Raw genomic sequence first — 24,295 nt, 5'->3', positions numbered from 1 at the left:
AAAATGAATAATAGTGAGTAACTTGTTCTGAATTGGAGAAGATCGTGGAGTTCAGCCAATTGCGGATCTTCCAGGCGGTGGCGCAGGAGGGTTCGATCACCCGTGCTGCCGAACGTTTGCATCGTGTGCCGTCCAACCTGTCGACACGGCTGAAACAACTTGAGGAGCAGCTCGGTGTAGAACTGTTCGTCCGCGAGCGTCAGCGTTTGCAGTTGTCGCCTGCGGGAAAAGTCCTGCTGGACTACACCGCCAAGCTGTTCGCCCTACATGACGAAGCCAGTGCGGCAGTGCAGGGCGGGCAACCGGCGGGGGACTTCGTGCTCGGCACTATGTACAGCACGGCGGCGATTCATCTGCCGGGTTTGTTGGCGCGTTATCACCGCAATTACCCGGCGGTAAACCTGCAGGTGCAATCAGGGCCAAGCGGCGAACTACTTGAAGGTCTGCTCAGCGGTCGGCTGGATGCGGCGCTGGTGGACGGCCCGCTGGAGTTCGCGGGGCTGGACGGCGTGCCGTTATGCGACGAACGGCTGGTGCTGATCACTGAGGCTGATCACCCTCCGGTGCGCAGTGCGCTGGATGTGGAAGGGCGCTCGGTGTTTACCTTTCGCCAGGGCTGTTCCTACCGGATGCGCCTGGAGGCCTGGTTCGCGCATGACCATGCTGCTATGGGCAGGGCGATGGAGATCGAATCCTATCCGGGAATGCTCGCCTGTGTGATTGCAGGCTCAGGCGTAGCGTTGATGTCGGAGTCGATGCTCGCCAGTCTGCCGGGCCGCGAGAGCGTGGCGGTGCACCCTTTGGCGGAACCATTTGCCAGCGCGACGACGTGGCTGATGTGGCGCAAGGGCATGGTCGGGGCCAATTTGAACGCGTGGATCGAGCAGCAACAGACGGTCTATCCGTCGGCACCGATACAGGCCCAGGCGATTGCTTGAACTATCGGTCAGGTATTTTGTTCAATTCAGTAACAGATCATTGCGACTTTTGATGAGCATTGCGTAGGACTTCGGACTATTATCAGTGCGAAGCGGCCTCAGAATTCCGGTCGCTCGGCACTACCCTGAAGGGGGCACCATGAAAGAGAAAATCCAAAACTGGCTGCACGATCTGGGTGTTGCACTCGGTTTGATCGAACCGCCTCTGCAACCTGTGCCTATTCGTACGGACGACGAGCAGCGCCGACGCCAGCAACGCCGCCGGTAGTCGCGAGGCATGTAGCAGCTGTCGAGCACCGCGAGGCAGCGTTCGGCTGCGTAGCAGCCGTAAACCCTGCATGCAGGATCTACCTGACACACTGCGAAGTCTGATTTCACCGACGGCTTCGTCCGACCGTGGCACGTACCGAACGCAGCCTCGCGGTGCTCGGCAGCTGCTACAGATCAGCCAAACTCCAGAGACCGGGCAAATTCAATGCCGCCCGATCTCAATCAGAAACCGACTCAAATCATTCGCCGTCCTGGCGGTCTTGAGCATGCGGTCTTCCTCCGCCGTAAATGCCGTCAACCCCAGCTCATCCTCCAGATGGAAGATTAGCTCTTCGATGTCCTCTTTATCCAATCCCAACTCCGCCAGGCTCGCATCGTCGCTGAAGTCATCCCGGCCCTCCAGCACGCGGCTGATGAACTGGTGGACGGCGAGGCGAACGGCGGCTTTTTTCATGGTCGCTCTTGGAGGGCGATAGAGTTGTTGGCCCTGCGCTTGAGTACAGCAGGCTTCAGTCGTGTGAGCGCTGCCACTCGTCAATCATCGTGCGCAAATGCTCCCCCGGGAAACTGCCGAAATGCCCGCCATGCACCGTGCGCACAGGCAACTCACGCAGGCGTTTCAGGCTGCGGGCGTAGTCGTCGAGGTTGGAATGGTAGGCGTCTTCGACCAGCGGGCCGTCGTAGATGATGTCGCCACTGAACAGCGTCTCGGTCGCCGCTTCGTAGAGGCTGATGCCCCCCGGTGAATGCCCCGGTGAATGCCCCGGTGTGTGCAGCACTTGCAGCACGCGGTCGCCCAGGTCCAACACATCGCCTTCTTCTATCAAACCCGTGGCCGGTGCGGCTTTGACCCGGTATTCGGCGTAGCACAACGGGCAATCGGGGTGAGCTTCGAACATGTCGTCACCGACAAAGGCTTTGCTCAAATCGTTGTCGCCGTCCGGCGCGGCGAGGATGTCCGCCTCAGCCGGGTGCACCAGCCGTTCGGGGAACTCGTGATGCCCGGCAATGTGGTCGAAATGGCAATGACTGGCCACCGCCACCAGTGGCCGTTCGGTAATCCAGGGCAGTTGCTCGCGCAGGCTGACCAGCCCGGAACCGCTGTCCAACAGCAGATCCTTGTCGCGGCCCTGAATGTGCCAAAGGTTACAGCGATAGAAAGGCCGGATGTAGGGCTCGTGAATCAGGCGAATGCCGTCGCTGAGCTGTTTCACCTTGAACCAAAGATCGCGAGAAACAATCTTCATCAAAGGTTTTCTCCAGACGAAAAAAAACGGGTGTGGCAACCGACGCCACACCCGCCGAAGAAAGCATCAAGTTGTTATGTTCAGCTTAGGCGGCACTGGCCTGAGTTGCCGGGCGACGGGACATCAGGCTGACCAGCACGAAGCTCACCAGACCGACGCCGAGGCTGTAATAGATCGGGGTATTGGCATCCATACCGTCCTTGAACATGAACACCAGCGCAGTGGCGAAGCCCATGCCCATGCTGGTGATCGCGCCGGCGGTGGTTGCGCGCTTCCAGAAAATCGCACCCATCAGCGGGATCAGCATGCCGCCCACCAGCAGGTTGTACGCCAGGGTCAGGGCGCTGATCACGTCATTCACGACCAGAGCGATGCCCAGTACGACGATGCCGGTCAACAGGGTGAACAGTCGATTGATGCGCAGGCTCGACGGTTTACCGCCACGCAGTTTCGGCAGCATATCTTCGGTCAGGGTGGTGGCAGCGGCGAGCAGGCCGGCGCTGGCGGTGGACATCATGGCGGCCAGGGCCGCGGCGATTACCAGACCACGGATACCGTCCGGCAGGGACAGTTTGACGATGGCGGCGAAGGCGTTGTTGACGTTGTCCAGGTCCGGGATCAGCACGTGAGCGGCCATGCCGATCAGGGCGCAGGCCAGTCCGTAGAGGATGCAGTAGAAGCCTGCGAACGTACCAGCGACCTGAGCCACTTTGGCGGTCTTGACAGTGAACACACGCTGCCAGATGTCCTGGCCGATCAGGATCCCGAAGAAGTAGATCATGAAGTAGGTGATGATGGTGTCCCAGCCAATCGTGGTGAAACTGAAGGCGGTGGCCGGCAGTTTCAACACCAACTCATCCCAACCGCCAACGCGATACAGACAGATTGGCAACAGGATGAACATCAGGCCTACGGTCTTGATCACGAACTGGACGATGTCGGTCAGGGTCAGGGACCACATGCCGCCGATTGCGGAGTAGATCACCACCACGCCACCGCCGACCAATACCGAGACCCAGAACGGTAGATCGAACAGCACTTGCAGCACGGTGCCGATGGCCAGGATCGAGGTCACGCCGATCATCAGGGCGTACGCCAGCATGATCACCGCGCTCGCAGAGCGGGCCATCGGGTTGTAGCGTTTTTCCAGCACTTGGGTAACGGTGTAGATCTTCAGTTTCAGCAGCGGTTTGGCGAGGAACAGGTTCAGCGCCACGATCCCGCAACCGAGGGCCGCGCAAAGCCAGAAACCGGAAATGCCATGGACGTAGCCCAGGCGTACGGTGCCGACGGTGGACGCGCCGCCCAGAACGGTGGCGGCCATGGTGCCCATGTACAGGCTCGGGCCGAGGTTACGACCAGCGACCAAAAAGTCTTCGTTGGTCTTGGCCTTGCGCATGCCGTAGTAGCCGAGTATCAGCATCGCGGCGGCGTAGATGAGTACGACGAATAAATCCAAAGCCATGACGGCGTGTCTCCAATTGTTTTTTTTATGGTGAGGCGAAAATCAAACCCTGTGGGAACATCAATCCTGTGGGAGCGTGGCTTGCCCGCGATGGGAGCGCCGCGATCTGTCAGGCAGACCGCGTCATCGTTCATCGCGGGCAAGCCACGCTCCCACAGGAAATGCGTTGACTACAGGTAACGCGTTTATCAGGTGGTTTGTCGCAACGCCGGTTTAGCGAGCGAATCCATCCTTAGCGGTGGACCACACCCGGCAGTACGCAGAGCATTTCGTACAGCAGGTTGGCAGCCAGCAGCGAGGTGTTGCCGGTGGTGTCATAAGCGGGCGAGACTTCTACCAGATCGCAACCGACCAGGTCGAGGCCTTGGCAGCCGCGAACGATTTCAATTGCTTGAATGGTCGTCAGACCGCCGATTTCCGGGGTGCCGGTGCCAGGCGCCCAGGCCGGGTCGATGCCGTCGATGTCGAAACTCAGGTACACCGGACCGCCACCGACTTTCTCGCGAACTTCGGCCATCAATGGGGCCAGGGATTTGTGCCAGCACTCTTCGGCCTGAACCACACGGAAGCCCTGATTACGGCTCCAGTTGAAGTCGTCAGCGGTGTAGCCTTGAGCGCGCAGGCCGATTTGCACCACGCGGTCGCAATCCAGCAGGCCTTCTTCGACGGCGCGGCGGAAAGTAGTGCCGTGGGCGATTTTCTCGCCGAACATGTGATCGTTCACATCAGCGTGCGCATCGATGTGCACCAGGCCGATCTTGCCGTGCTTTTTATGAATGGCACGCAGGATCGGCAGGGTGATGGTGTGGTCGCCGCCGAGGGTCAGGGGGATCACATCGTGTTCGAGGATCTTGTGGTAGGACTCTTCGATGATCCGTACCGCGTCCAGCAGGTTGAACGTGTTGATTGCCACGTCACCGATGTCGGCCACCGACAGAGAATCGAACGGAGCAGCGCCGGTCGCCATGTTGTACGGGCGGATCATCACCGATTCAGCGCGGATTTCGCGAGGTCCGAAACGGGTGCCGGGGCGCAGCGAAGTGCCGATGTCCAGTGGCACGCCAATGAAGGCAGCGTCCAGACCGGCAGCGGTATCTAAATGGGGGAGTCGCATCATGGTGGCGATGCCGCCGAAGCGCGGCATTTCATTGCCGCCCAGTGGTTGGTGAAGAATCTTGTCCACGGGTAGGGCCTCATCGTCGTTGTTTTATTTATGTCGGTTGCACAGGTCAGGATAGACACAGGCACCGTTGGGTAACGATTCTGCGAAATGTAGTGGCCGGGAAGAATCGCTACGGGCAAATACTTAGTTCAGATTTTTCTAAACTAATGGTTCGGGCAGCGATAGACTGACAACGCGTCATGCCCCAATCGACGCCTACCGTAGCAGCTGACGAGCACCGCGAGGCTGCGTTCGGCGGCGAAGCCGTCGTAAAACCTGAACGCGAGGTTTTCCTGAAACACCGCATTATCTGATTTCACGACTGCTTCGCCGCCGAACGCAGCCTCGCGGTGCTCGTCAGCTGCTACGGGTTCAATGTCTGACTGTGTTTTTGCTGGAGTGCCCCATGGCCAACGCTTTACCCGACCTGAAACTATTGCGCATCTTCGTCAGCGTGGTCCGTCATCAAGGGTTCGCCAACGCCCAGCAAGAACTCAACCTCTCGACGTCGGCCATCAGCACCTACATGAGCCAGCTTGAAGCGGCCCTCGGCCTGGTGCTCTGCCATCGCGGTCGTGGTGGGTTCAGCCTGACCAGCAAGGGCGAACTGTTTCATCAGGAAACCCTGCGTCTACTGGGCGAGCTCGAAGGCTTCGAGCAATACGCCGCAGCGCTCAAGGGCGAACTGCGCGGCACGCTGAACCTTGGCGTGATCGACTCAACGGTCAGCGACAAAGCCTTGCCCTTCGCCGAAGCCATCGGCGCCTACAGCCAGGAACACCCGGCCGTGCATTTGCACTTGTCGGTCATGAGCCCGTACGAACTGCAACTCGGCGTGCAGGACAATCGCCTGGACCTGGCCATCGGTGCGTTCTCCACACGCATGAGCGGTCTGGTCTACATGCCGCTTTACCGCGAGCAGCACTGGCTGTATTGCAGCAGCAGGCATCCGCTGTTCACCGAGCGGCGTATCCCCGAGCAAGTCATCACCCAGCAACGGATGGTTGGCCGGGGTTACTGGAGCCAGGCGGAATTGGCGCGTCACGGTTTCAAACACAGCGCGGCGACGGTGGAGAGTATGGAAGCACAACTGATTCTGGTGCTGTCCGGCGCCTACATCGGTTACCTGCCGGAGCACTACGCTCAGGCATGGGCGGACAAGGGCGATTTGCGTGTGTTGCTGCCGGCGACCTTTGGTTATCAGGCGCCGTTCTCGATGATCGTGCGCCGCGGCCGCAGTCGCGAACCGCTGATCCAGACCTTTCGCGATTTGCTCAAAGCACAACTGAATCAGGCCTGATCTATGTCCAGAATCCAGTGTCCCCGTTGCCTGCGCCCGCAAACTCATTGTTTGTGCCCGCTGATCCCGAGCCTCGATAGCCGCACCCGAGTGCTGTTGTTGCAACATCCGAGCGAAGTGAATCACGCACTGAACACGGCTCGGTTGGCGGCGTTGGGCTTGAAGAATGCAGAGCTGATCGTCGGTGAGGTGTTCGAGGATTTGCCGGCGCTGTTGAATCAACCGGGGTATCAGGCGCGGTTGTTGTTTCCGGGCGAAGACGCGCAGCCGATGCCAACGTATACGGCGACTGACGAGCCGCTATTGCTGGTCGTCCCGGACGGCACCTGGCGCAAGGCGCGCAAGATGCTGCACCTCAATCCACTGCTGGCAGCGTTGCCACGGGTGACCTTGGCGGACGGCGGGGTATCGCGATATCGATTGCGCAAGGCTCCGGGGCCGGGGGCGTTGTCGACGGTGGAGGCGATTGTGCAGGCGCTGCAAACGCTGGAAGCGCCGGGCACGTTTGAGCCATTGTTGAAACCGTTCGAGGCGTTGATCGAAGGGCAGATCGCGGCGATGGGGGAGGAGACCTTCCAGCGTAATCATGGGCCGAAATAATCGGTGTTTGTCAGGGCCTCTTCGCGGGCAAGCCCGCTCCTACAATTTATCTGCTGTGAACACAAATCCACTGTGGGAGCGGGCTTGCCCGCGAAGAGGCACTGACAAACACAGAAAATCCAGGCCAGAGACTACCGCTCCCGCATCGCCTCAGTCCGGGCTTTCAACACCGGTTTGAGCAGGTAATCCAGCACACTCTTCTCGCCCGTGATGATGTCCACCGTGGCAACCATCCCCGGAATGATCAGCAACGGTTTCACATCCCCGCCCAAGTGGTTTTTATCCGTCCGAACCTGAATCAGGTAGAAGCTGTTGCCCTTGTCATCGGTGATGGTGTCGGCGCCGATCAGTTCGAGTTTGGCGCTCAACCCGCCATAAATCGTGTAGTCGTACGCGCTGAACTTGACCATCGCTTTCTGCCCCGGATGCAGGAACGCCACGTCCTGCGGCCGCACTTTGGCCTCGATCAGCAAGTTGTCTTCCAGTGGCACGATTTCCACCATGTCGCTGCCGGGCTGAACCACACCGCCGATGGTGTTGACCTTCAGCACTTTGATAATGCCGTGAACCGGCGACACCACTGTCGTGCGCGTCACGCGGTCATCGATGGCGATACTCGATGCCGTGATTTTCGACAGATCGGTGCGTTTCTCATTCAGCTCCTTTGCCGCGTCGGAGCGGAAGGATTGTTCCGACTCGTCGATTTTGCTTTTGATCTCGTTGATCGCCGCTTCAGCCCGGGGAATCGCCAGCGTCGTCGCATTCAGCGAGCCGCGAATCTCCACCGCACTGCGTTTGAGACGCAGGATTTCCACCGGTGAAACCGCCCCGGTGCTCACCAGTGGCGTCGACATGTTCATCTCTTGTTGGAGCAGCGCCAGACTGGAGCTGAACTGTCCCTGTTTGGAGCGGAATTCTGCCAGTTCCTGGGTTTTTTGCCGAAGTTGTTCGCTCAGTGTGCGCTGTTCGCTGGCGAGCCGACGCTGGCGTTGTTCGTACAACGAGCGCTCATCCTCGGCCACTTGCGGTGCCTTGGCGATCACCTCATCTGACAGCTTGAAGGGGCGTCCTTCCGCTTCTGCCGACAGCCGTTCAACCTGCGCCGTCAGTGCATAACGATCCGCTTCGCTCTCACCCTTGTTCGACAGAAATCGCGTGTCATCCAGGCGCAGCAAGGTGTCGCCCTTGTTCACCATTTGCCCTTCGCGAACGAAGATCTCGGTGACGATACCGCCCTCCAGGTTCTGGATCACCTGGACCTTGCTCGACGGAATCGCCTTGCCTTCGCCCATGGTGACTTCTTGAAGCACCGCGAACTTGGCCCATCCCACCGCACTGATAATCAGCCCCGCCGCCAGCCACACGGTAATCCGCGACCAGCGGGGGGAATCCTGCAACGAGGCGCCGGCGGTTTCCGGCATGAATTCACTCTCGGCGGTTTTACCGAAACTGCCGAAGTAGCCCCGGTCCTTTGGTGTGTCGGATGATGAACGGGCCATGGGGTTCTCCTAGACCGCCGCAGAGCCGACACGGCCCTTGCGCAGTGCATCAATGACCGCTTCCTTCGGACCGTCGGCGACGATTCGCCCGTTATCCAGCACGACCAATCGATCCACCAGGCTGAGCATTGCAGTGCGGTGAGTGACCAGCAGCAGGGTTTTGCCCTGGACCCAAGTGTGGAGTTTTTGCCGCAGAACGTCTTCGCTGCTGTTGTCCATGGCGCTGGTCGGTTCGTCGAGCAGCATGATCGGCGGGTCGAGCAACAAGGCCCGCGCCAGCAATACCGCCTGACGTTGCCCTCCGGACAGCAACTGCCCGCGCTCGCCTACTGGCCGGTCGAAACCCTGAGGGTGCTGGCGCGCCAGTTCGGTGACGCCGGTCAGTTCGGCGACTTCGAGCATCCGTGAATCGCTGATGTAGCGGGCGCCCAGGGTCAGGTTGTCGCGCAGGCTGCCGGCCAGCAGCGGCAGGTCATGGGCGACATAACCGATCTGTTGGCGCAGGTCCGCGACATCCAGTTGCCGCAGGTCCAGACCGTCGAGCAGCAACTGGCCTTCTTCCGGCGCGTAGAACCCCATCACCAGTCGCGCCAGGGTGCTTTTGCCCGAACCACTGCGACCGATGATGCCGATGCGCTCGCCCGGTTTCATGCTGAAACTGACGTTGGCCAGTGCCGGTGCGTTCTGGCCGTTGTAGTGGAAGGTCACGCCGCTGACGTCGAGCGCGCCTTGCAGTTGTGTGCGCTCCAGCGGCCGCTGTTTCGCGTCGCGTTCCTGCGGCAGGCCCATCAGCGCATCGGTGCTTTTCATGGTCAGTTGCGCTTGCTGGTAGCGAGTGATCAAACCGGCAATCTGCCCCAGTGGCGCGAGCACGCGGCTACCGAGCATGTAAGTCGCCACCAGTGCCCCCACGCTGAGATTGCCGGCGATGATGCTGTAGACCCCGGCAATAATGGTCGCCATGCCGGAGAATTGCTGGATGAACAGTGTGCCGTTGGTGGCCAGCGCCGAGAGGTTGCGCGCATGGCTGTCGAGGCGGGTGAGGGCGCCGTGGGTGCTTTCCCATTTGTGCTGGCGCTCGCTCTCGGCGCTACAGGCCTTGAGGGTTTCGAGGCCGCCGAGGGTTTCGATCAGCAAGGCCTGGCGTTCGGCGCCCAGGCTCAGGCTTTTTTGCACGGTGTCGCGCAGGCGCATCTGGATCACCATCGCGAAGATGATCGTGATCGGAAACGCCAGCAACGGAATCACCACCAGCCAGCCGCCGAGCAAGCCGATCACCACCAGCATCAGCACGGCGAAAGGCAGGTCGATCAGGCTGGTCAAGGTGACTGCGGTGAGAAATTCCCGCAGGCCCTGGAAGTCATGAATGCTCTGGGCAAAACCGCCGATGGTCGCCGGGCGGGCTTTCATCGACATGCCGGTGATGCGCTCGAACAAGGTCGCCGACAGGATTACGTCGGTTTTCTTCCCGGCAGTGTCCAGCAAATGCGCGCGCACGACCCGCAGCACCAGTTCAAAACCGGTGCCGATCAACAAGCCGATCGACAACACCCACAAGGTCGAGGTGGCCTGGTTCGGCACCACCCGGTCGTAGGTCTGCATCACGAACAGCGGCACCATCAACCCGAGCAGGTTGATCAGGAAGCTCGCCAGGATCGCATCGCTGTACAGCCATTTCGACAGTTTCAGCGTGTCGCGAAACCACGCTTCCACACGCGGCACCAGAGGCGAGCGCAAGTCTTCGAGTTCATGGCGTGGCCGGGCAAACAAGGCTTGGCCACTGTAGTTTTCGGCCAGCTCTTGCGTGCTGACCCATTGTTCACCGCCGTCGGCTTCGCTGGGCAGGATCAGCACCTGACCATCATCGCCGAAGCGTCGCAGGATGGCCGTGCGGCCGTTGTTGAGGATTAACATCACGGGCAAGTTGAGGGCGCAAATATCCCCCAGATCACGGCGAAGTACACGCGCCTGCAAACTGGCCCGGGCCGCTGCGCGCGGCAGCAGGTCCAGGCTCAAGCGTTGTTTGTTCAGGGGTAGCCCAGCACTCAGGCTGGCGCGACTGACGGTCGCGCCGTGGAGTTTGCAGAGGATCAACAGACCGTCCAGAAGCGGGTCATCGAAGCTGAGGCGCGGATCGACACCAGTGTTGCCGGATTCCATGCTGGTCACATTGATCGCTCCCAGTGAGCTACTTCATTTCAGGCAAACGGGCTTCGTTCTTCACTTCGGAGGAGGCGATTGCATCGGCGGGCAACACTACCCGTTGCTTGCTCAGCAACTCACCCATACTGGCCAGCACGCGGTACATCGAGAATTCCTCGGTGTAGCGCACTTCGGTGTAGCGGCGGTTGGCGTTGTAGAGCTCGTTTTCACTGTCGAGCAAGTCGAGCAGTGACCGCTGACCCAGACCGAACTGGTCCTGATAGGCAATGCGCACGCGTTTACTGGTTTCAGCGTATTCGCGCGCGGTAGGCGTTTGCTTCTTCGCATTGACCATGGCGTTCCAGGCCAGGTTAATGTTCTCGTTAAGCTGGCGCAGGGCGTTGTTGCGGATGTCCATCGCCTGGTTGATCTGATGCGCATCGGAGGCCAGGCGCGCCTTGTCACTGCCACCGCGGAACAGGTTGTAGTTCATCACCACACCCACACGCCACTCGTTGTCGTGACCTTCATCGCCCTGCACGTTGTTGTTTGCGACCACCGCGGCTTCGGCGTCGAGACGTGGGTAGAACGGCGATTTGGCGACTTCATACTGGCTCTCGGCCGATTGCACGTCGGCCTGGGCAGATTTCAGGTACGGGTTGTTGGCCACCATGCTCTGCTGGGCTTCCGGCAGGGTGGCGGGCAGTTCGCCGCGGGTCGATGGCGGCGTTTCGAGCTCATCGGGCAGGCGCCCTACGACGCTGAAGAAGTTCGACTCGGCGTCCGCCAGGTCGACTTCAGCGGTGTCGAGGTTGTTTTGCGCCAGTGCCCGGCGCGCGCCGGATTGATCGGAGTCGGCGGTGCTGCCGACGCCACGTTGGGTACGCAGGCCGATCTGGTCGTTGACGCGCAAGTGGGCTTGCAGGTTGTTCGTGGCCAGGGTCACCAGTTCGCGGCGCTTGAGCACTTCGAGGTAAACCTCGATGGTGCGCAGGGCCAGATCCTGGGCGGTGCCTTGTGCGTAATAGGCCCGGGAGTTGACCACGTCTTTGGTGCGATTAACTTCGTTCGAGGTGTTGAAACCGTCAAACAGCATCTGCCGCAAGCGCAATTCCGACTGGGTGTAATTCATGGTTTCGGTGTTGTGTTTGTCGAATTGCCGGGTGTTGGTGTTATCGCTGCGCGCCCGCCCGTAGGCGCCAGTCAGATCAACTGATGGATAAAAGCCCCCTTTGGCAACGTTCACCTGTTCATCCGCGGACAGGCGCGAGTCCACCCGCGAGGCCAGTTCCGGATGGGTTGCGATGGTGCTTTGGATTGCCTCGGTCAACGACATGGCTTGAGCGCTGGAATTGCAAGCAACGGCCAGCAGAACCGCGCTGCAAAGAGGGGTTAAAACGCGCATGGGTGCATCTCCCTGAATTCCTGATGGTGCTTATCAGTCGCCAATAATTTGACGGCATTTATAGGTAAAATCGTTTCACCCTTGTAACAACAGAGCTAAGAACATTCTAGAGGATAGTTAAGAAATATTTCTCATTACTTTTATGACAAAAAAAACTTATGCCATCAGCAAAATCCAGCACATTGTTCACTGCGAAAGGCTTTGAATTATCAGCTTTAGGGAGCTTTCAAAGGTTTTTTGAAAAGTTCAGTCCACTTATCGATTTAGGGCTGGGAAGTGCTGGAGGGGAGGGCAGCGTAACGGTTTTTGAGTGACGGTTTTTTGTCACTTGGTTGATTCAGGACTGTTACGCATCGTTCACCAGGCTAGTTGCGACGCAAGTGGGCCCCGAAGCCATTGATTGCAGAGGGTTTTATCCCGCTGTCGCCGACGCTGTGGTAGAGCGACACGCTGGGCGAGCATATCGCCAGGGCAGCGGCTTACTCAGGTAAACGCGCCCTGCAGGCGATCTGCTCGGTTACCTGCTTTAAACCATGAGCACTTTCTTCGAAAAAACAGGATGCCGACAGCTGTTGGCAGCGGAGGAAGTGCACATGGCTACGCTCATCGGTATCGTCAGTAAAGTCATTGGTCAGGTGTTCGCGGTGGCGAGCGACGGCACCCGGCGCGCATTGGTCGAGGGCGATCGATTGTTCGCCGGTGATCAACTGGTCACCGGAGCCGAAGGCGCGGTGGCGGTCCATCTGCAAAATGGCGAGGAACTGACCCTTGGGCGTGGCAGCAATCTACAGATGAGCCCGCAGCTCCTTGCGCATCAGTCGCCCCACGTTGGCACCTTAGAAGCGGTGACGCCGAGCGAAGTGCAGCTGACCGATGTCGAACAACTGCAAAAAACTATCGCGGCGGGCGCTGACCCGACGCAGACCGCTGAAGCCACTGCGGCAGGGCCTGGCTCGACCCCGGCGGGCGATGGTGCATCGGGCGGCGGCCACACTTTTGTCTTGCTGGAAGAGGTGGGCGGGCGGGTCGATCCGACGATTGGCTTCCCGACAGCAGGGTTTGGCAGCATCCCGGAATTTCCCGAAGAACGGCACAACGCCGATATCCAGAACTCCGATGGCACTCCGGCCGTCGTAGCGCCCCCGCCAACACCCGTCAACAATCCGGTCACGCTCGTCGGCCTGTCGGTAGCGGGCGGGGAACTGACCTTCAACGAAGCCAACCTGCCCAACGGTTCTGCGAGTAATCCAGGCGCGTTGACACAGAACGGCACGTTCAGTGTGTCGGCGCTCGACGGGCTGAACAGCCTGAGCATCGGCGGCATCAACGTCATCACGGGTGGTGTGGCTGCAGGCGTTCCTCAATCGATCACCACGCCACAGGGCAACACCCTGACCATCACGTACGACCCGGCCACTGGCGTGGTGAGTTACAGCTTCACCCTCAACGGAAGCGTCATCCATCCGGCTGGCGACGGCACCACCCCCCTCATCGAGCAGATCACCGTGATGGCCGGCGATAGCAACGGTGACACCGTCACCGGCACGCTGGACGTCAACATCACTGACGACGTGCCCAAGGCCGTCGATGACAGCAACGCCAGTACCGCATCGGAAACCCTGCTGACCCTGACCGGCAGTGTGCTGCCAAACGACACGCAGGGCGCAGACCGCATTCCTGTTGGCCCCGACAGCGGCCCAGTCATTGGCGGCACCTTCACCGGAACCTACGGCACCCTGGTGCTCAATCCCAACGGCACTTACACCTATACGCTGAACACCAGCGATGCCGATTTCAAAGCGCTGCACGGCGGTGGCAGTGGCACAGAAACCTTCCCCTACACGCTGACCGATGCTGATGGCGACACCAGCACCGCGAATCTGGTGCTGCAAATCCACAACAACGATGATCCGGTCACCCTCGACGGCCTCAACGCTAACGGTGGCGAACTCACCGTCTCCGAGAAAAACCTCGGCGACGGCAGCAGCCCCGATGCTTCGGCGCTGACCCAAAGCGGCACTTTCACCATCACCGCCCTCGACAGCGTGCAGACCCTGAGCTTCGGTGGCATCAACGTGGTGGTTGGCGGTACCGCCGCCGGCTTCCCGCAATCGATCGTCACGCCATTGGGCAGCACGCTGACCATCACCGGGTTCAACGCCAACACGGGCGTGGTCAGTTACAGCTACACCCTGGCCAACAACGAAGCTCACTCAATCGGCGACGACGCGAACATACTGCCTGAGCAGTTCACCGTCACCGTGGTCGACGACAACGGCACCACCGCCAACGGCACGCTCGACGTCAACATCGTCGACGACCTGCCTCAAGCCGTGAACGACAGCAACGCCGGCACTGCATCGGAAACCCTGCTGACCCTCAACGGCAATGTACTGACCAACGACGTACAAGGCGCCGACCGCGTGACCCTCGGGGAAAATGTCGGCCCGATCACCCCCGGCACGTTTGCCGGGACTTACGGCACGTTGATGCTGAACGCCAACGGCACCTACACCTACACCCTGAACACCAGCAATAGTGATTTCAAAGCGCTGCACGGCAATGGCAACGGCACGGAAACCTTCGCCTACACCCTCACCGATGCCGACGGCGATACCAGCACCGCGAACCTGGTGCTGCAAATCCACAACAACGACGATCCGGTGACCCTCAACGGCCTCAACGTCTACGGCGGCGAGTTGACCGTCTACGAGAAAAACCTCAGCGACGGCAGCAGCCCCGATACTCCGGCGCTGACCCAAAGTGGCACCTTCGCCATTACCGCCCTCGATGGCGTGCAGACCCTGAGCGTCGGCGGCATCGCGGTAGTTACCAGCGGTGTGACAACTGGGTTCCCGCAATCTGTCACGACTCCGTTGGGGAGCACGCTGACGATCACCGGCTTCAACGCCACGACTGGCGTCGTGAGCTACAGCTACACCCTGGCTGACAACGAAGCCCACCCCACTGGCAACGACGCCAACTCACTGCCAGAGCAATTCGCCGTGACCGTGGTCGACGATAACGGCACCACCGCCAACGGCACGCTCGACGTCAACATCATCGACGACCGGCCTCAAGGCGTGTACGACAGCAACGACAGCACCGCATCGGAAACCCTGCTGACCCTCAACGGCAATGTACTGACCAACGACGTACAAGGCGCCGACCGCGTGACCCTCGGGGAAAATGTCGGCCCGATCACCCCCGGCACGTTTGCCGGGACTTACGGCACGTTGATGCTGAACGCCAACGGCACCTACACCTACACCCTGAACACCAGCAATAGTGATTTCAAAGCGCTGCACGGCAATGGCAACGGCACGGAAACCTTCGCCTACACCCTCACTGATGCCGACGGCGATACCAGCACCGCGAACCTGGTGCTGAAAATCCACAACGACGACGATCCGGTGATCCTCAAAGGGCTCGATGTGTACGGCGGCGAGTTGACCGTCTACGAGAAAAACCTCAGCGACGGCACCAACCCGAACACCCCGGCGCTGACCCAGAACGGCACCTTCACCATCACCGCCCTCGATGGCGTGCAGACCCTGAGCGTCGGCGGCATCGCGGTAGTTACCAGCGGTGTGACAACTGGGTTCCCGCAATCTGTCACGACTCCGTTGGGGAGCACGCTGACGATCACCGGCTTCAACGCCACGACTGGCGTCGTGAGCTACAGCTACACCCTGGCTGACAACGAAGCCCACCCCACTGGCAACGACGCCAACTCACTGCCAGAGCAATTCGCCGTGACCGTGGTCGACGATAACGGCACCACCGCCAACGGCACGCTCGACGTCAACATCATCGACGACCGGCCTCAAGGCGTGTACGACAGCAACGCCAGCACCGCATCGGAAACCCTGCTGACCCTCAACGGCAATGTACTGACCAACGACGTACAAGGCGCCGACCGCATACCGACCGGCCCCAATGCCGGTCCCATCACCCCCGGCACCTTTGCCGGGACTTACGGCACGTTGGTGCTGAACGCCAACGGCACGTACACCTACACCCTGAACACCAGCAATGCCGATTTCAAAGCGCTGCACGGCAATGGCAACGGCACGGAAACCTTCGCCTACACCCTCACTGATGCCGACGGCGATACCAGCACCGCGAACCTGGTGCTGAAAATCCACAACGACGACGATCCGGTGATCCTCAAAGGGCTCGATGTGTACGGCGGCGAGTTGACCGTCTACGAGAAAAACCTCAGCGACGGCACCAACCCGAACACCCCGGCGCTGACCCAGAACGGCACCTTCACCATCACCGCCCTCGATGGCGTGCAGACCCTGAGCGTCGGCGGCATCGCGGTAGTTACCAGCGGTGTGACAACTGGGTTCCCGCAATCTGTCACGACTCCGTTGGGGAGCACGCTGACGATCACCGGCTTCAACGCCACGACTGGCGTCGTGAGCTACAGCTACACCCTGGCTGACAACGAAGCCCACCCCACTGGCAACGACGCCAACTCACTGCCAGAGCAATTCGCCGTGACCGTGGTCGACGATAACGGCACCACCGCCAACGGCACGCTCGACGTCAACATCATCGACGACCGGCCTCAAGGCGTGTACGACAGCAACGCCAGCACCGCATCGGAAACCCTGCTGACCCTCAACGGCAATGTACTGACCAACGACGTACAAGGCGCCGACCGCATACCGACCGGCCCCAATGCCGGTCCCATCACCCCCGGCACCTTTGCCGGGACTTACGGCACGTTGGTGCTGAACGCCAACGGCACGTACACCTACACCCTGAACACCAGCAATGCCGATTTCAAAGCGCTGCACGGCAATGGCAACAGCACGGAAACCTTCGCCTACACCCTCACCGATGCCGACGGCGATTCCAGCACCGCCAACCTGGTGCTGAACATCCACAACGACGACGATCCAGTGACCCTCAACGGCCTCGATGTGTACGGCGGCGAGTTGACCGTTTACGAGAAAAACCTCAGCGACGGCAGCAGCCCCGATACCCCGGCGCTGACCCAAAGTGGCACCTTCGCCATTACCGCCCTCGATGGCGTGCAGACCCTGAGCGTCGGCGGCATCGCGGTAGTTACCAGCGGTGTGACAACTGGGTTCCCGCAATCTGTCACGACTCCGTTGGGGAGCACGCTGACGATCACCGGCTTCAACGCCACGACTGGCGTCGTGAGCTACAGCTACACCCTGGCTGACAACGAAGCCCACCCCACTGGCAACGACGCCAACTCACTGCCAGAGCAATTCGCCGTGACCGTGGTCGACGATAACGGCACCACCGCCAACGGCACGCTCGACGTCAACATCATCGACGACCGGCCTCAAGCCGTGTACGACAGCAACGCCAGCACCGCATCGGAAACCCTGCTGACCCTCAACGGCAACGTCCTGAGCAATGACGTGCAAGGCGCCGACCGCATACTGACCGGCCCCAATGCCGGTCCCATCACCCCAGGCACGTTTGCCGGGACTTACGGCACTCTGGTGTTGAACGCCAACGGCACGTACACCTACACGCTGAACACCAGTGATGGCGAGTTCAAAGCCCTGCACGGCAATGGCAATGGCACGGAAACCTTCGCCTACACCCTCACCGATGCCGATGGCGACACCAGCACTGCCAACCTGGTGCTGCAAATCCACAACAACGACGATCCGGTGACCCTCAATGGCCTCAACGTCTACGGCGGCGAACTAACCGTCTACGAGAAAAACCTCAGCGACGGCACCAACCCGAACACCCCGGCGCTGACCCAAAGTGGCACCTTCGCCATTACCGCCCTCGATGGCCTGCAGACCCTGAGCGTCGGCGGCATCGCGGTAGTCACCAACGGTGTGACAACTGGGTTCCCGCAATCTGTCACGACTCCGCTGGGCAGTACGCTGACCATCACCGGGTTCGACGCCACCACGGGCGTGGTCAGCTACAGCTACACCCTGGCCGACAGCGAAGCCCACCCCACTGGCAACGACGCCAACTCACTGCCAGAGCAATTCGCCGTGACCGTGGTCGACGATAACGGCACCACCGCCAACGGCACGCTCGACGTCAACATCATCGACGACCGGCCTCAAGCCGTGTACGACAGCAACGCCAGCACCGCATCGGAAACCCTGCTGACCCTCAACGGCAACGTCCTGAGCAATGATGTGCAAGGCGCCGACCGCATACTGACCGGCCCCAATGCCGGCCCGATCACCCCCGGCACCTTTGCCGGGACTTACGGCACTCTGGTGTTGAACGCCAACGGCACGTACACCTACACCCTGAACACCAGCAATGCCGATTTCAAAGCGCTGCACGGCAATGGCAACAGCACGGAAACCTTCGCCTACACCCTCACCGATGCCGACGGCGATTCCAGCACCGCCAACCTGGTGCTGAACATCCACAACGACGACGATCCAGTGACCCTCAACGGCCTCGATGTGTACGGCGGCGAGTTGACCGTCTACGAGAAAAACCTCAGCGACGGCAGCAGCCCCGATACCCCGGCGCTGACCCAAAGTGGCACCTTCGCCATTACCGCCCTCGATGGCGTGCAGACCCTGAGCGTCGGCGGCATCGCGGTAGTTACCAGCGGTGTGACAACTGGGTTCCCGCAATCTGTCATGACTCCGTTGGGGAGCACGCTGACGATCACCGGCTTCAACGCCACGACTGGCGTCGTGAGCTACAGCTACACCCTGGCTGACAACGAAGCCCACCCCACTGGCAACGACGCCAACTCACTGCCAGAGCAATTCGCCGTGACCGTGGTCGACGATAACGGCACCACCGCCAACGGCACGCTCGACGTCAACATCATCGACGACCGGCCTCAAGGCGTGTACGACAGCAACGCCAGCACCGCATCGGAAACCCTGCTGACCCTCAACGGCAATGTACTGACCAACGACGTACAAGGCGCCGACCGCGTGACCCTCGGGGAAAATGTCGGCCCGATCACCCCCGGCACCTTTGCCGGGACTTACGGCACGTTGGTGCTGAACGCCAACGGCACGTACACCTACACCCTGAACACCAGCAATGCCGATTTCAAAGCGCTGCACGGCAATGGCAACAGCACGGAAACCTTCGCCTACACCCTCACCGATGCCGACGGCGATTCCAGCACCGCCAACCTGGTGCTGAACATCCACAACGACGACGATCCAGTGACCCTCAACGGCCTCGATGTGTACGGCGGCGAGTTGACCGTTTACGAGAAAAACCTCAGCGACGGCACCAACCCGAACACCCCGGCGCTGACCCAGAACGACACCTTCACCATCACCGCCCTCGATGGCGTGCAGACCCTGAGCGTCGGTGGCATCAACGTGGTGGTTGGCGGTACCGCCGCCGGCTTCCCGCAATCCATCGTCACACCATTGGGCAGCACGCTGACGATCACCGGGTTCGACGCCACGACTGGCGTCGTGAGCTATAGCTACACCCTGGCCGACAACGAAGCCCACCCCACCGGTAACAACGCCAACTCACTGCCAGAACAATTCGCCGTCACCGTGGTCGACGACAACGGCACCACCGCCAACGGCACGCTCGACGTCAACATCGTCGATGACCGGCCTCAAGGCATGGACGACAGCAACGCCAGCACCGCATCGGAAACCCTGCTGACCCTCAACGACAATGTATTGACCAACGACATGCAAGGCGCCGACCGCGTGACCCTCGGGGAAAATGCCGGCCCGATCACCGCCGGCACGTTTACCGGGACTTACGGCACTCTGATGTTGAACGCCAACGGCACGTACACCTACACCCTGAACACCAGCAATGCCGATTTCAAAGCGCTGCACGGCAATGGCAACAGCACGGAAACCTTCGCCTACACCCTCACTGATGCCGACGGCGATACCAGCACCGCGAACCTGGTGCTGCAAATCCACAACAACGACGATCCGGTGACCCTCAATGGCCTCAACGTCTACGGCGGCGAACTAACCGTCTACGAGAAAAACCTTAGCGACGGCACCAACCCGAACACCCCGGCGCTGACCCAGAACGGCACTTTCACCGTGACCGCGCTCGACGGCCTGCAAACCCTCGATGTCGGTGGCCTTCATGTGGTGGCCGGTGGCGTGACGGCGGGCTTCCCGCAATCGATCGTCACACCATTGGGCAGCACGCTGACCATCACCGGGTTCAACGCCACGACTGGCGTCGTGAGCTACAGCTACACCTTGGATCACAACGACGCGCATCCAACCGCTAACGACGCCAACTCACTGCCAGAGCAATTCGCCGTGACCGTGGTCGACGATAACGGCACCACCGCCAACGGCACGCTCGACGTCAACATCATCGACGACCGGCCTCAAGCCGTGTACGACAGCAACGCCAGCACCGCATCGGAAACCCTGCTGACCCTCAACGGCAACGTCCTGACCAATGACGTGCAAGGCGCCGACCGCATACCGACCGGCCCCAATGCCGGTCCTATCACCCCAGGCACTTTTGCCGGGAGTTACGGCACTCTGGTGTTGAACGCCAACGGCACGTACACCTACACCCTGAACACCAGCAGTGGCGAGTTCAAAGCGCTGCACGGCAATGGCAACGGCACGGAAACCTTCGCCTACACCCTCACTGATGCCGACGGCGATACCAGCACCGCCAACCTGGTGCTGAATATCCACAACAACGATGACCCGGTCACCCTCAACGGCCTCAACGTCTACGGCGGCGAGTTGACCGTCTACGAGAAAAACCTCAGTGACGGCACCAACCCGAACACCCCGGCCCTGACGAAGAACGGCACCTTCACAGTGACCGCGCTTGATGGCTTGCAAACCCTCGATGTCGACGGCATTCATGTGGTGGCTGGTGGTGTGACGGCGGGCTTCCCGCAAACAATCGTCACGGCGCTGGGCAACACGCTGACCATCACTGGCTACGACTCGACCACCGGTGTCATCAGCTACAGCTACACCCTGGTGGATAACGAAGCCCATCTAACCGCCAACGGTGCCAACAGCCTCACCGAAAATATCGATGTGGTTGCCACGGACACCGACGGCAGCACCGCGTCGGGTCAGATCAACGTCAACATCGTCGATGACCTGCCCACCGCAGCGCCGAATACCGCCAGTGCGGTGGAAGGCGCAACGGTCAACATCAGCGTACTGGGCAACGACGTGTTGGGCGCCGATGGCCCGGCTGTCGGTGGGGCGGTGATTGGCGTACGTGCCGGCAGTAACACGTCGACCTCGGCGGTCGGCGGGTTGGGCAACAATATCAATGGCACCTACGGCTACCTGACCCTGGATGCCGCCGGCAATGCCGTGTACCACAGCAACCCGAACTCGGTGGGGGCGGCGGGCGCTACCGACACGTTCACCTACACCATTCGCGATTCCGATGGCGACGAAAGCACCACCACCATCACCATCAACGTCACCGACAATGCCCTGAAAGCCGTGATTGACCAGGACGTGACGGTCTACGAAAAAGCCCTCGACCTGAATCAGGACGGTTTGGACCTCGCAGGGGGCACCGTCACCGGCAGCGACCCGGGCAACACCGGGGAATCCGCCACCGGGACGCTGGTCGGTTCGGTCACCGGCGGCAGCGGCACATTCACCTACAGCCTGGTTGGCAGTGCCACCGGCATATACGGGCAGATCCAGCTCAACGCCGACGGCACGTACACCTACACCCTGACCTCGGCGCCGAAAACATCGCCGAACGCCAACGACGGGACAAACACCCTGAGCGAAAGCTTCACCTACAAAGCCACCGATGCCCTGGGCAACAGCACCACCAGCACCATCGTCGTCAACATCGTCGACGACGTGCCGAAAGCAGTGGAGTCGGATCGCTCGGTGGCAGCGGTGGAAATCGACTCCAACTTGCTGATCGTGCTCGACATCTCCGGCAGTATGGCCGACGACTCCGGTGTGCCAGGCCTGTCGCGGTTAGCGTTGGCCAAATCGGCCATCAGCGCCTTGCTCGACAAGTACGACGACCTTGGCGATGTGAAAGTGCAACTCGTCACCTTCAGCAGCAGTGCCACCGACAGAACGTCGGTGTGGGTCGACGTAGCGACCGCGAAGACGCTCCTCGCCAGCCTGACAGCGAACGGTGGCACCAACTACGATGCGGCGGTGGCAATGCTGCAGACTGCGTTTAATACATCCGGAAAACTGACCGGTGCCCAGAACGTCGGCTACTTCTTCTCTGACGGCAAACCGACCACCGGCCAGGAGACGGGTACGGCGGACGAGGCCGCACTCAAAGCCTTCCTCGACGCCAACAGCATCAAGAACTACGCGATCGGCCTGGGCAGCGGCGTGAGCAACGCCAACCTCGATCCGCTGGCCTATGACGGCAGTACCCACACCAACACCAACGCGGTAGTGGTGACCGATCTCATCCAGCTCAACTCGGTGCTCTCGGGCACCGTGGTCGGTGCACCGGTCACCGGTACATTGCTGGAGGGCGGTACGTTCGGTGCCGATGGCGGTTTCATCAAAACCCTCACGGTCGACGGCACCACCTACACCTACGACCCTAAAGGCAACACCAACCAGGGTTCGTTGAACTTCAGTGGCGGCGATAATCACGGCACGTTCAACACGGTGAACAACAGCATCAGCATCGCCACCAACAATGGCGGCACGCTGGTGGTGAACCTCGATACCGGCGAGTACAACTACACCTCGCAGAAAACCACAGCAGTGGTCATCACCGAAAACATCGGCTTCACCGTCAGCGACAACGACGGCGACCTGGCCAGCTCCACGCTGACGGTCAAAGTCATTCCGAACGCGGCACCGGTGGCGGTCGATGACCACATCATCACCAACGTGCTGTCGAGCAACATCGCGGTGCCGGGCGAACTGCTGCTGGCCAACGACACCGATGCCGACAAGGATCCGCTGACCGCCTCGCCAACTTCCTTCAATACGGGTTGGGTGATCAAGAGCGCGGATTTCACCGGCACCGGCGCAGTCAACTTCACGAGCAGTAACTCTCTGGCGGACGTGCGCAGTTCCTTTGCGGACAATACCGCCGCGATGACGGCGCTACTGGTGGTCAGCGGGTATCTGGGGCAGGTGACAGGCAACAAGGCCAGTGATGAAGACCTCATCACCGTGAAGCTCAAAGCGGGTGAAACCCTCAACCTGGATCACAACCTGGCGGACGGGCACATCACCATGGAATATTCCCTCAATGGTGGCGCCTTCGTCGGTATTGTGAACGGCGGGGCGATCAGCGCGTCGGCGGATGGGACCTATCAGATCCACATCACTAACATCGAAAATACCAGTGGCGGCAACGCCAAAGGAGACGAGGACTACCAGCTGACCATGACCGTCAACTACGCCGGTGCCCATGACCTCACATCAGACGCTCACGGCACCTACACCGCCAACGACAACCACGGCGGCAGCGACACCGCGGCCGTAACCATCAGCTACCAGGACGGCCACACCCTCACCGGCACGGCGGGCGATGACGTGTTGGTGGCAGGTACCGGCAACAACGTCATCAATGCCGGCGATGGTAACGATGTGCTCACCGCCGGCACCGGCAACAACGAACTGCACGGCGGCGCCGGCAATGACTTGCTGTTCAGCGGCATCGGCAACGACCTGCTCGACGGCGGTACCGGCATCGACACCGCAAACTACGCCCATGCGACTGCCGGGGTCACGGTCGATCTGGGTCTGACCACCGCGCAAAACACCGGAGGCGCCGGTACCGATACCCTCACCGGGATCGAAAACCTGGTCGGCTCCAACCTCAACGACAGCCTCACGGGCGACAACAACAGCAACATCATCAATGGCGGGTTGGGCGACGACATCCTCAAGGGTGGCGGCGGTGATGACTTCCTGATCGGCGGTCTGGGCAACAACACCCTTACCGGCGGGGCAGGGGCCGACACCTTCCAGTGGCTCAAAGGCAACAGCGGCCACGACGTCGTCACCGACTTCACCTCAGGCACCGACAAACTCGACTTGTCGCAATTGCTGCAGGGCGAAAACGGCACCGCGGCGTCACTGGATGACTACCTGCACTTCAAAGTCGTGGGCAGCGGCGCCTCGGTACTGACCAGCATCGACGTCAGCGCCATGGCCGGCGCCACGCCGAACCAGACCATCGACCTGGCCGGCGTCAACCTCGCCAGCCATTACGGCGTCACGCCGGGAGCGGGCGGTGTGGTGGCGGGTGGTCACGATACGGCGACCATCATCAATGGCATGTTGAACGACCATTCGTTGAAGGTGGATACCGTGTGATCTGAAAGCT

12 protein-coding genes are annotated in these 24,295 nt (G+C 60.6%); 5 read left to right on the top strand and 7 right to left on the bottom strand.

Annotated elements, in window-relative coordinates:
• The first annotated feature begins 44 nt into the window (after nucleotides 1-44).
• Both ptrR and ACWGZX_RS06540 read left to right on the top strand, forming a co-directional pair.
• Nucleotides 45-938 carry a putrescine utilization regulator PtrR gene (gene ptrR, locus ACWGZX_RS06545; protein ID WP_223520268.1) on the top strand — a complete coding sequence of 298 codons (894 nt, stop codon included), beginning with the start codon at nucleotides 45-47 and terminating at the stop codon, nucleotides 936-938.
• Nucleotides 939-1,077: 139 nt separating this feature from the next.
• Nucleotides 1,078-1,206, top strand: coding sequence for a PA1414 family protein (locus ACWGZX_RS06540; protein WP_007914492.1), 129 nt, complete (start codon nucleotides 1,078-1,080; stop codon nucleotides 1,204-1,206).
• Between the two features lie 204 nt (nucleotides 1,207-1,410).
• On the opposite strand, the gene ACWGZX_RS06535 is transcribed toward ACWGZX_RS06540, so the two are convergent.
• The 4 genes from ACWGZX_RS06535 to speB form a co-directional block, all read right to left on the bottom strand.
• On the bottom strand, nucleotides 1,411-1,662 hold the full coding sequence (locus ACWGZX_RS06535; RefSeq protein WP_452627733.1) for an acyl carrier protein: 252 nt from the start codon (nucleotides 1,660-1,662) through the stop codon (nucleotides 1,411-1,413).
• Between the two features lie 55 nt (nucleotides 1,663-1,717).
• A complete protein-coding gene (locus ACWGZX_RS06530) occupies nucleotides 1,718-2,455 on the bottom strand; it encodes an MBL fold metallo-hydrolase (RefSeq protein WP_452627732.1) in 738 nt (245 codons plus the stop codon).
• 85 nt (nucleotides 2,456-2,540) lie between these two features.
• Nucleotides 2,541-3,920 (bottom strand): sodium:solute symporter, encoded by a 1,380-nt coding sequence (locus tag ACWGZX_RS06525; protein ID WP_452627731.1) that lies wholly within the window; start codon nucleotides 3,918-3,920, stop codon nucleotides 2,541-2,543.
• A 232-nt stretch (nucleotides 3,921-4,152) separates the two neighbouring features.
• A complete protein-coding gene (gene speB, locus ACWGZX_RS06520) occupies nucleotides 4,153-5,103 on the bottom strand; it encodes an agmatinase (protein WP_150778981.1) in 951 nt (316 codons plus the stop codon).
• A gap of 385 nt (nucleotides 5,104-5,488) precedes the next feature.
• Between speB and ACWGZX_RS06515 the strand changes: the two genes are divergently transcribed.
• Nucleotides 5,489-6,382, top strand: a complete 894-nt coding sequence (locus tag ACWGZX_RS06515) for a LysR family transcriptional regulator (RefSeq protein WP_007945995.1) — start codon at nucleotides 5,489-5,491, stop codon at nucleotides 6,380-6,382.
• A gap of 3 nt (nucleotides 6,383-6,385) precedes the next feature.
• Nucleotides 6,386-6,982: a tRNA-uridine aminocarboxypropyltransferase gene (locus ACWGZX_RS06510; protein ID WP_223520275.1), complete on the top strand. Its 597-nt coding sequence runs from the start codon at nucleotides 6,386-6,388 to the stop codon at nucleotides 6,980-6,982.
• 131 nt (nucleotides 6,983-7,113) lie between these two features.
• On the opposite strand, the gene ACWGZX_RS06505 is transcribed toward ACWGZX_RS06510, so the two are convergent.
• The 3 genes from ACWGZX_RS06505 to ACWGZX_RS06495 are packed head-to-tail and all read right to left on the bottom strand — an operon-like array spanning nucleotide 7,114 to nucleotide 12,028.
• Nucleotides 7,114-8,481, bottom strand: a complete 1,368-nt coding sequence (locus ACWGZX_RS06505) for an HlyD family type I secretion periplasmic adaptor subunit (RefSeq protein WP_452627730.1) — start codon at nucleotides 8,479-8,481, stop codon at nucleotides 7,114-7,116.
• A 9-nt stretch (nucleotides 8,482-8,490) separates the two neighbouring features.
• Entirely contained in the window at nucleotides 8,491-10,650 is a 2,160-nt protein-coding gene (locus ACWGZX_RS06500; protein WP_452627729.1) for a type I secretion system permease/ATPase, read from the bottom strand.
• Nucleotides 10,651-10,669: 19 nt separating this feature from the next.
• Complete coding sequence (locus ACWGZX_RS06495; protein WP_452627728.1) at nucleotides 10,670-12,028, bottom strand: TolC family outer membrane protein; 1,359 nt, start codon at nucleotides 12,026-12,028, stop codon at nucleotides 10,670-10,672.
• A gap of 593 nt (nucleotides 12,029-12,621) precedes the next feature.
• Between ACWGZX_RS06495 and ACWGZX_RS06490 the strand changes: the two genes are divergently transcribed.
• Nucleotides 12,622-24,285: a retention module-containing protein gene (locus ACWGZX_RS06490; protein ID WP_452627727.1), complete on the top strand. Its 11,664-nt coding sequence runs from the start codon at nucleotides 12,622-12,624 to the stop codon at nucleotides 24,283-24,285.
• Nucleotides 24,286-24,295 lie beyond the last annotated feature (10 nt).

Source organism: Pseudomonas sp. CLCA07 (assembly GCF_053615335.1).
Note: the sequence above shows the minus strand (reverse complement) of the source record. Positions and strands in the feature narration are given on the sequence as shown.

Excerpts from the sequence above, each read along its gene's own strand:
- ACWGZX_RS06495 (WP_452627728.1), bottom strand. The coding sequence starts at position 12,028 with ATGCGCGTTTTAACCCCTCTTTGCAGCGCGGTTCTGCTGGCCGTTGCT.
- ACWGZX_RS06540 (WP_007914492.1), top strand. The coding sequence starts at position 1,078 with ATGAAAGAGAAAATCCAAAACTGGCTGCACGATCTGGGTGTTGCACTC.
- ACWGZX_RS06525 (WP_452627731.1), bottom strand. The coding sequence starts at position 3,920 with ATGGCTTTGGATTTATTCGTCGTACTCATCTACGCCGCCGCGATGCTG.
- ACWGZX_RS06505 (WP_452627730.1), bottom strand. The coding sequence starts at position 8,481 with ATGGCCCGTTCATCATCCGACACACCAAAGGACCGGGGCTACTTCGGC.
- ACWGZX_RS06515 (WP_007945995.1), top strand. The coding sequence starts at position 5,489 with ATGGCCAACGCTTTACCCGACCTGAAACTATTGCGCATCTTCGTCAGC.
- ACWGZX_RS06535 (WP_452627733.1), bottom strand. The coding sequence starts at position 1,662 with ATGAAAAAAGCCGCCGTTCGCCTCGCCGTCCACCAGTTCATCAGCCGC.
- ACWGZX_RS06530 (WP_452627732.1), bottom strand. The coding sequence starts at position 2,455 with ATGAAGATTGTTTCTCGCGATCTTTGGTTCAAGGTGAAACAGCTCAGC.
- ACWGZX_RS06490 (WP_452627727.1), top strand. The coding sequence starts at position 12,622 with ATGGCTACGCTCATCGGTATCGTCAGTAAAGTCATTGGTCAGGTGTTC.
- ACWGZX_RS06510 (WP_223520275.1), top strand. The coding sequence starts at position 6,386 with ATGTCCAGAATCCAGTGTCCCCGTTGCCTGCGCCCGCAAACTCATTGT.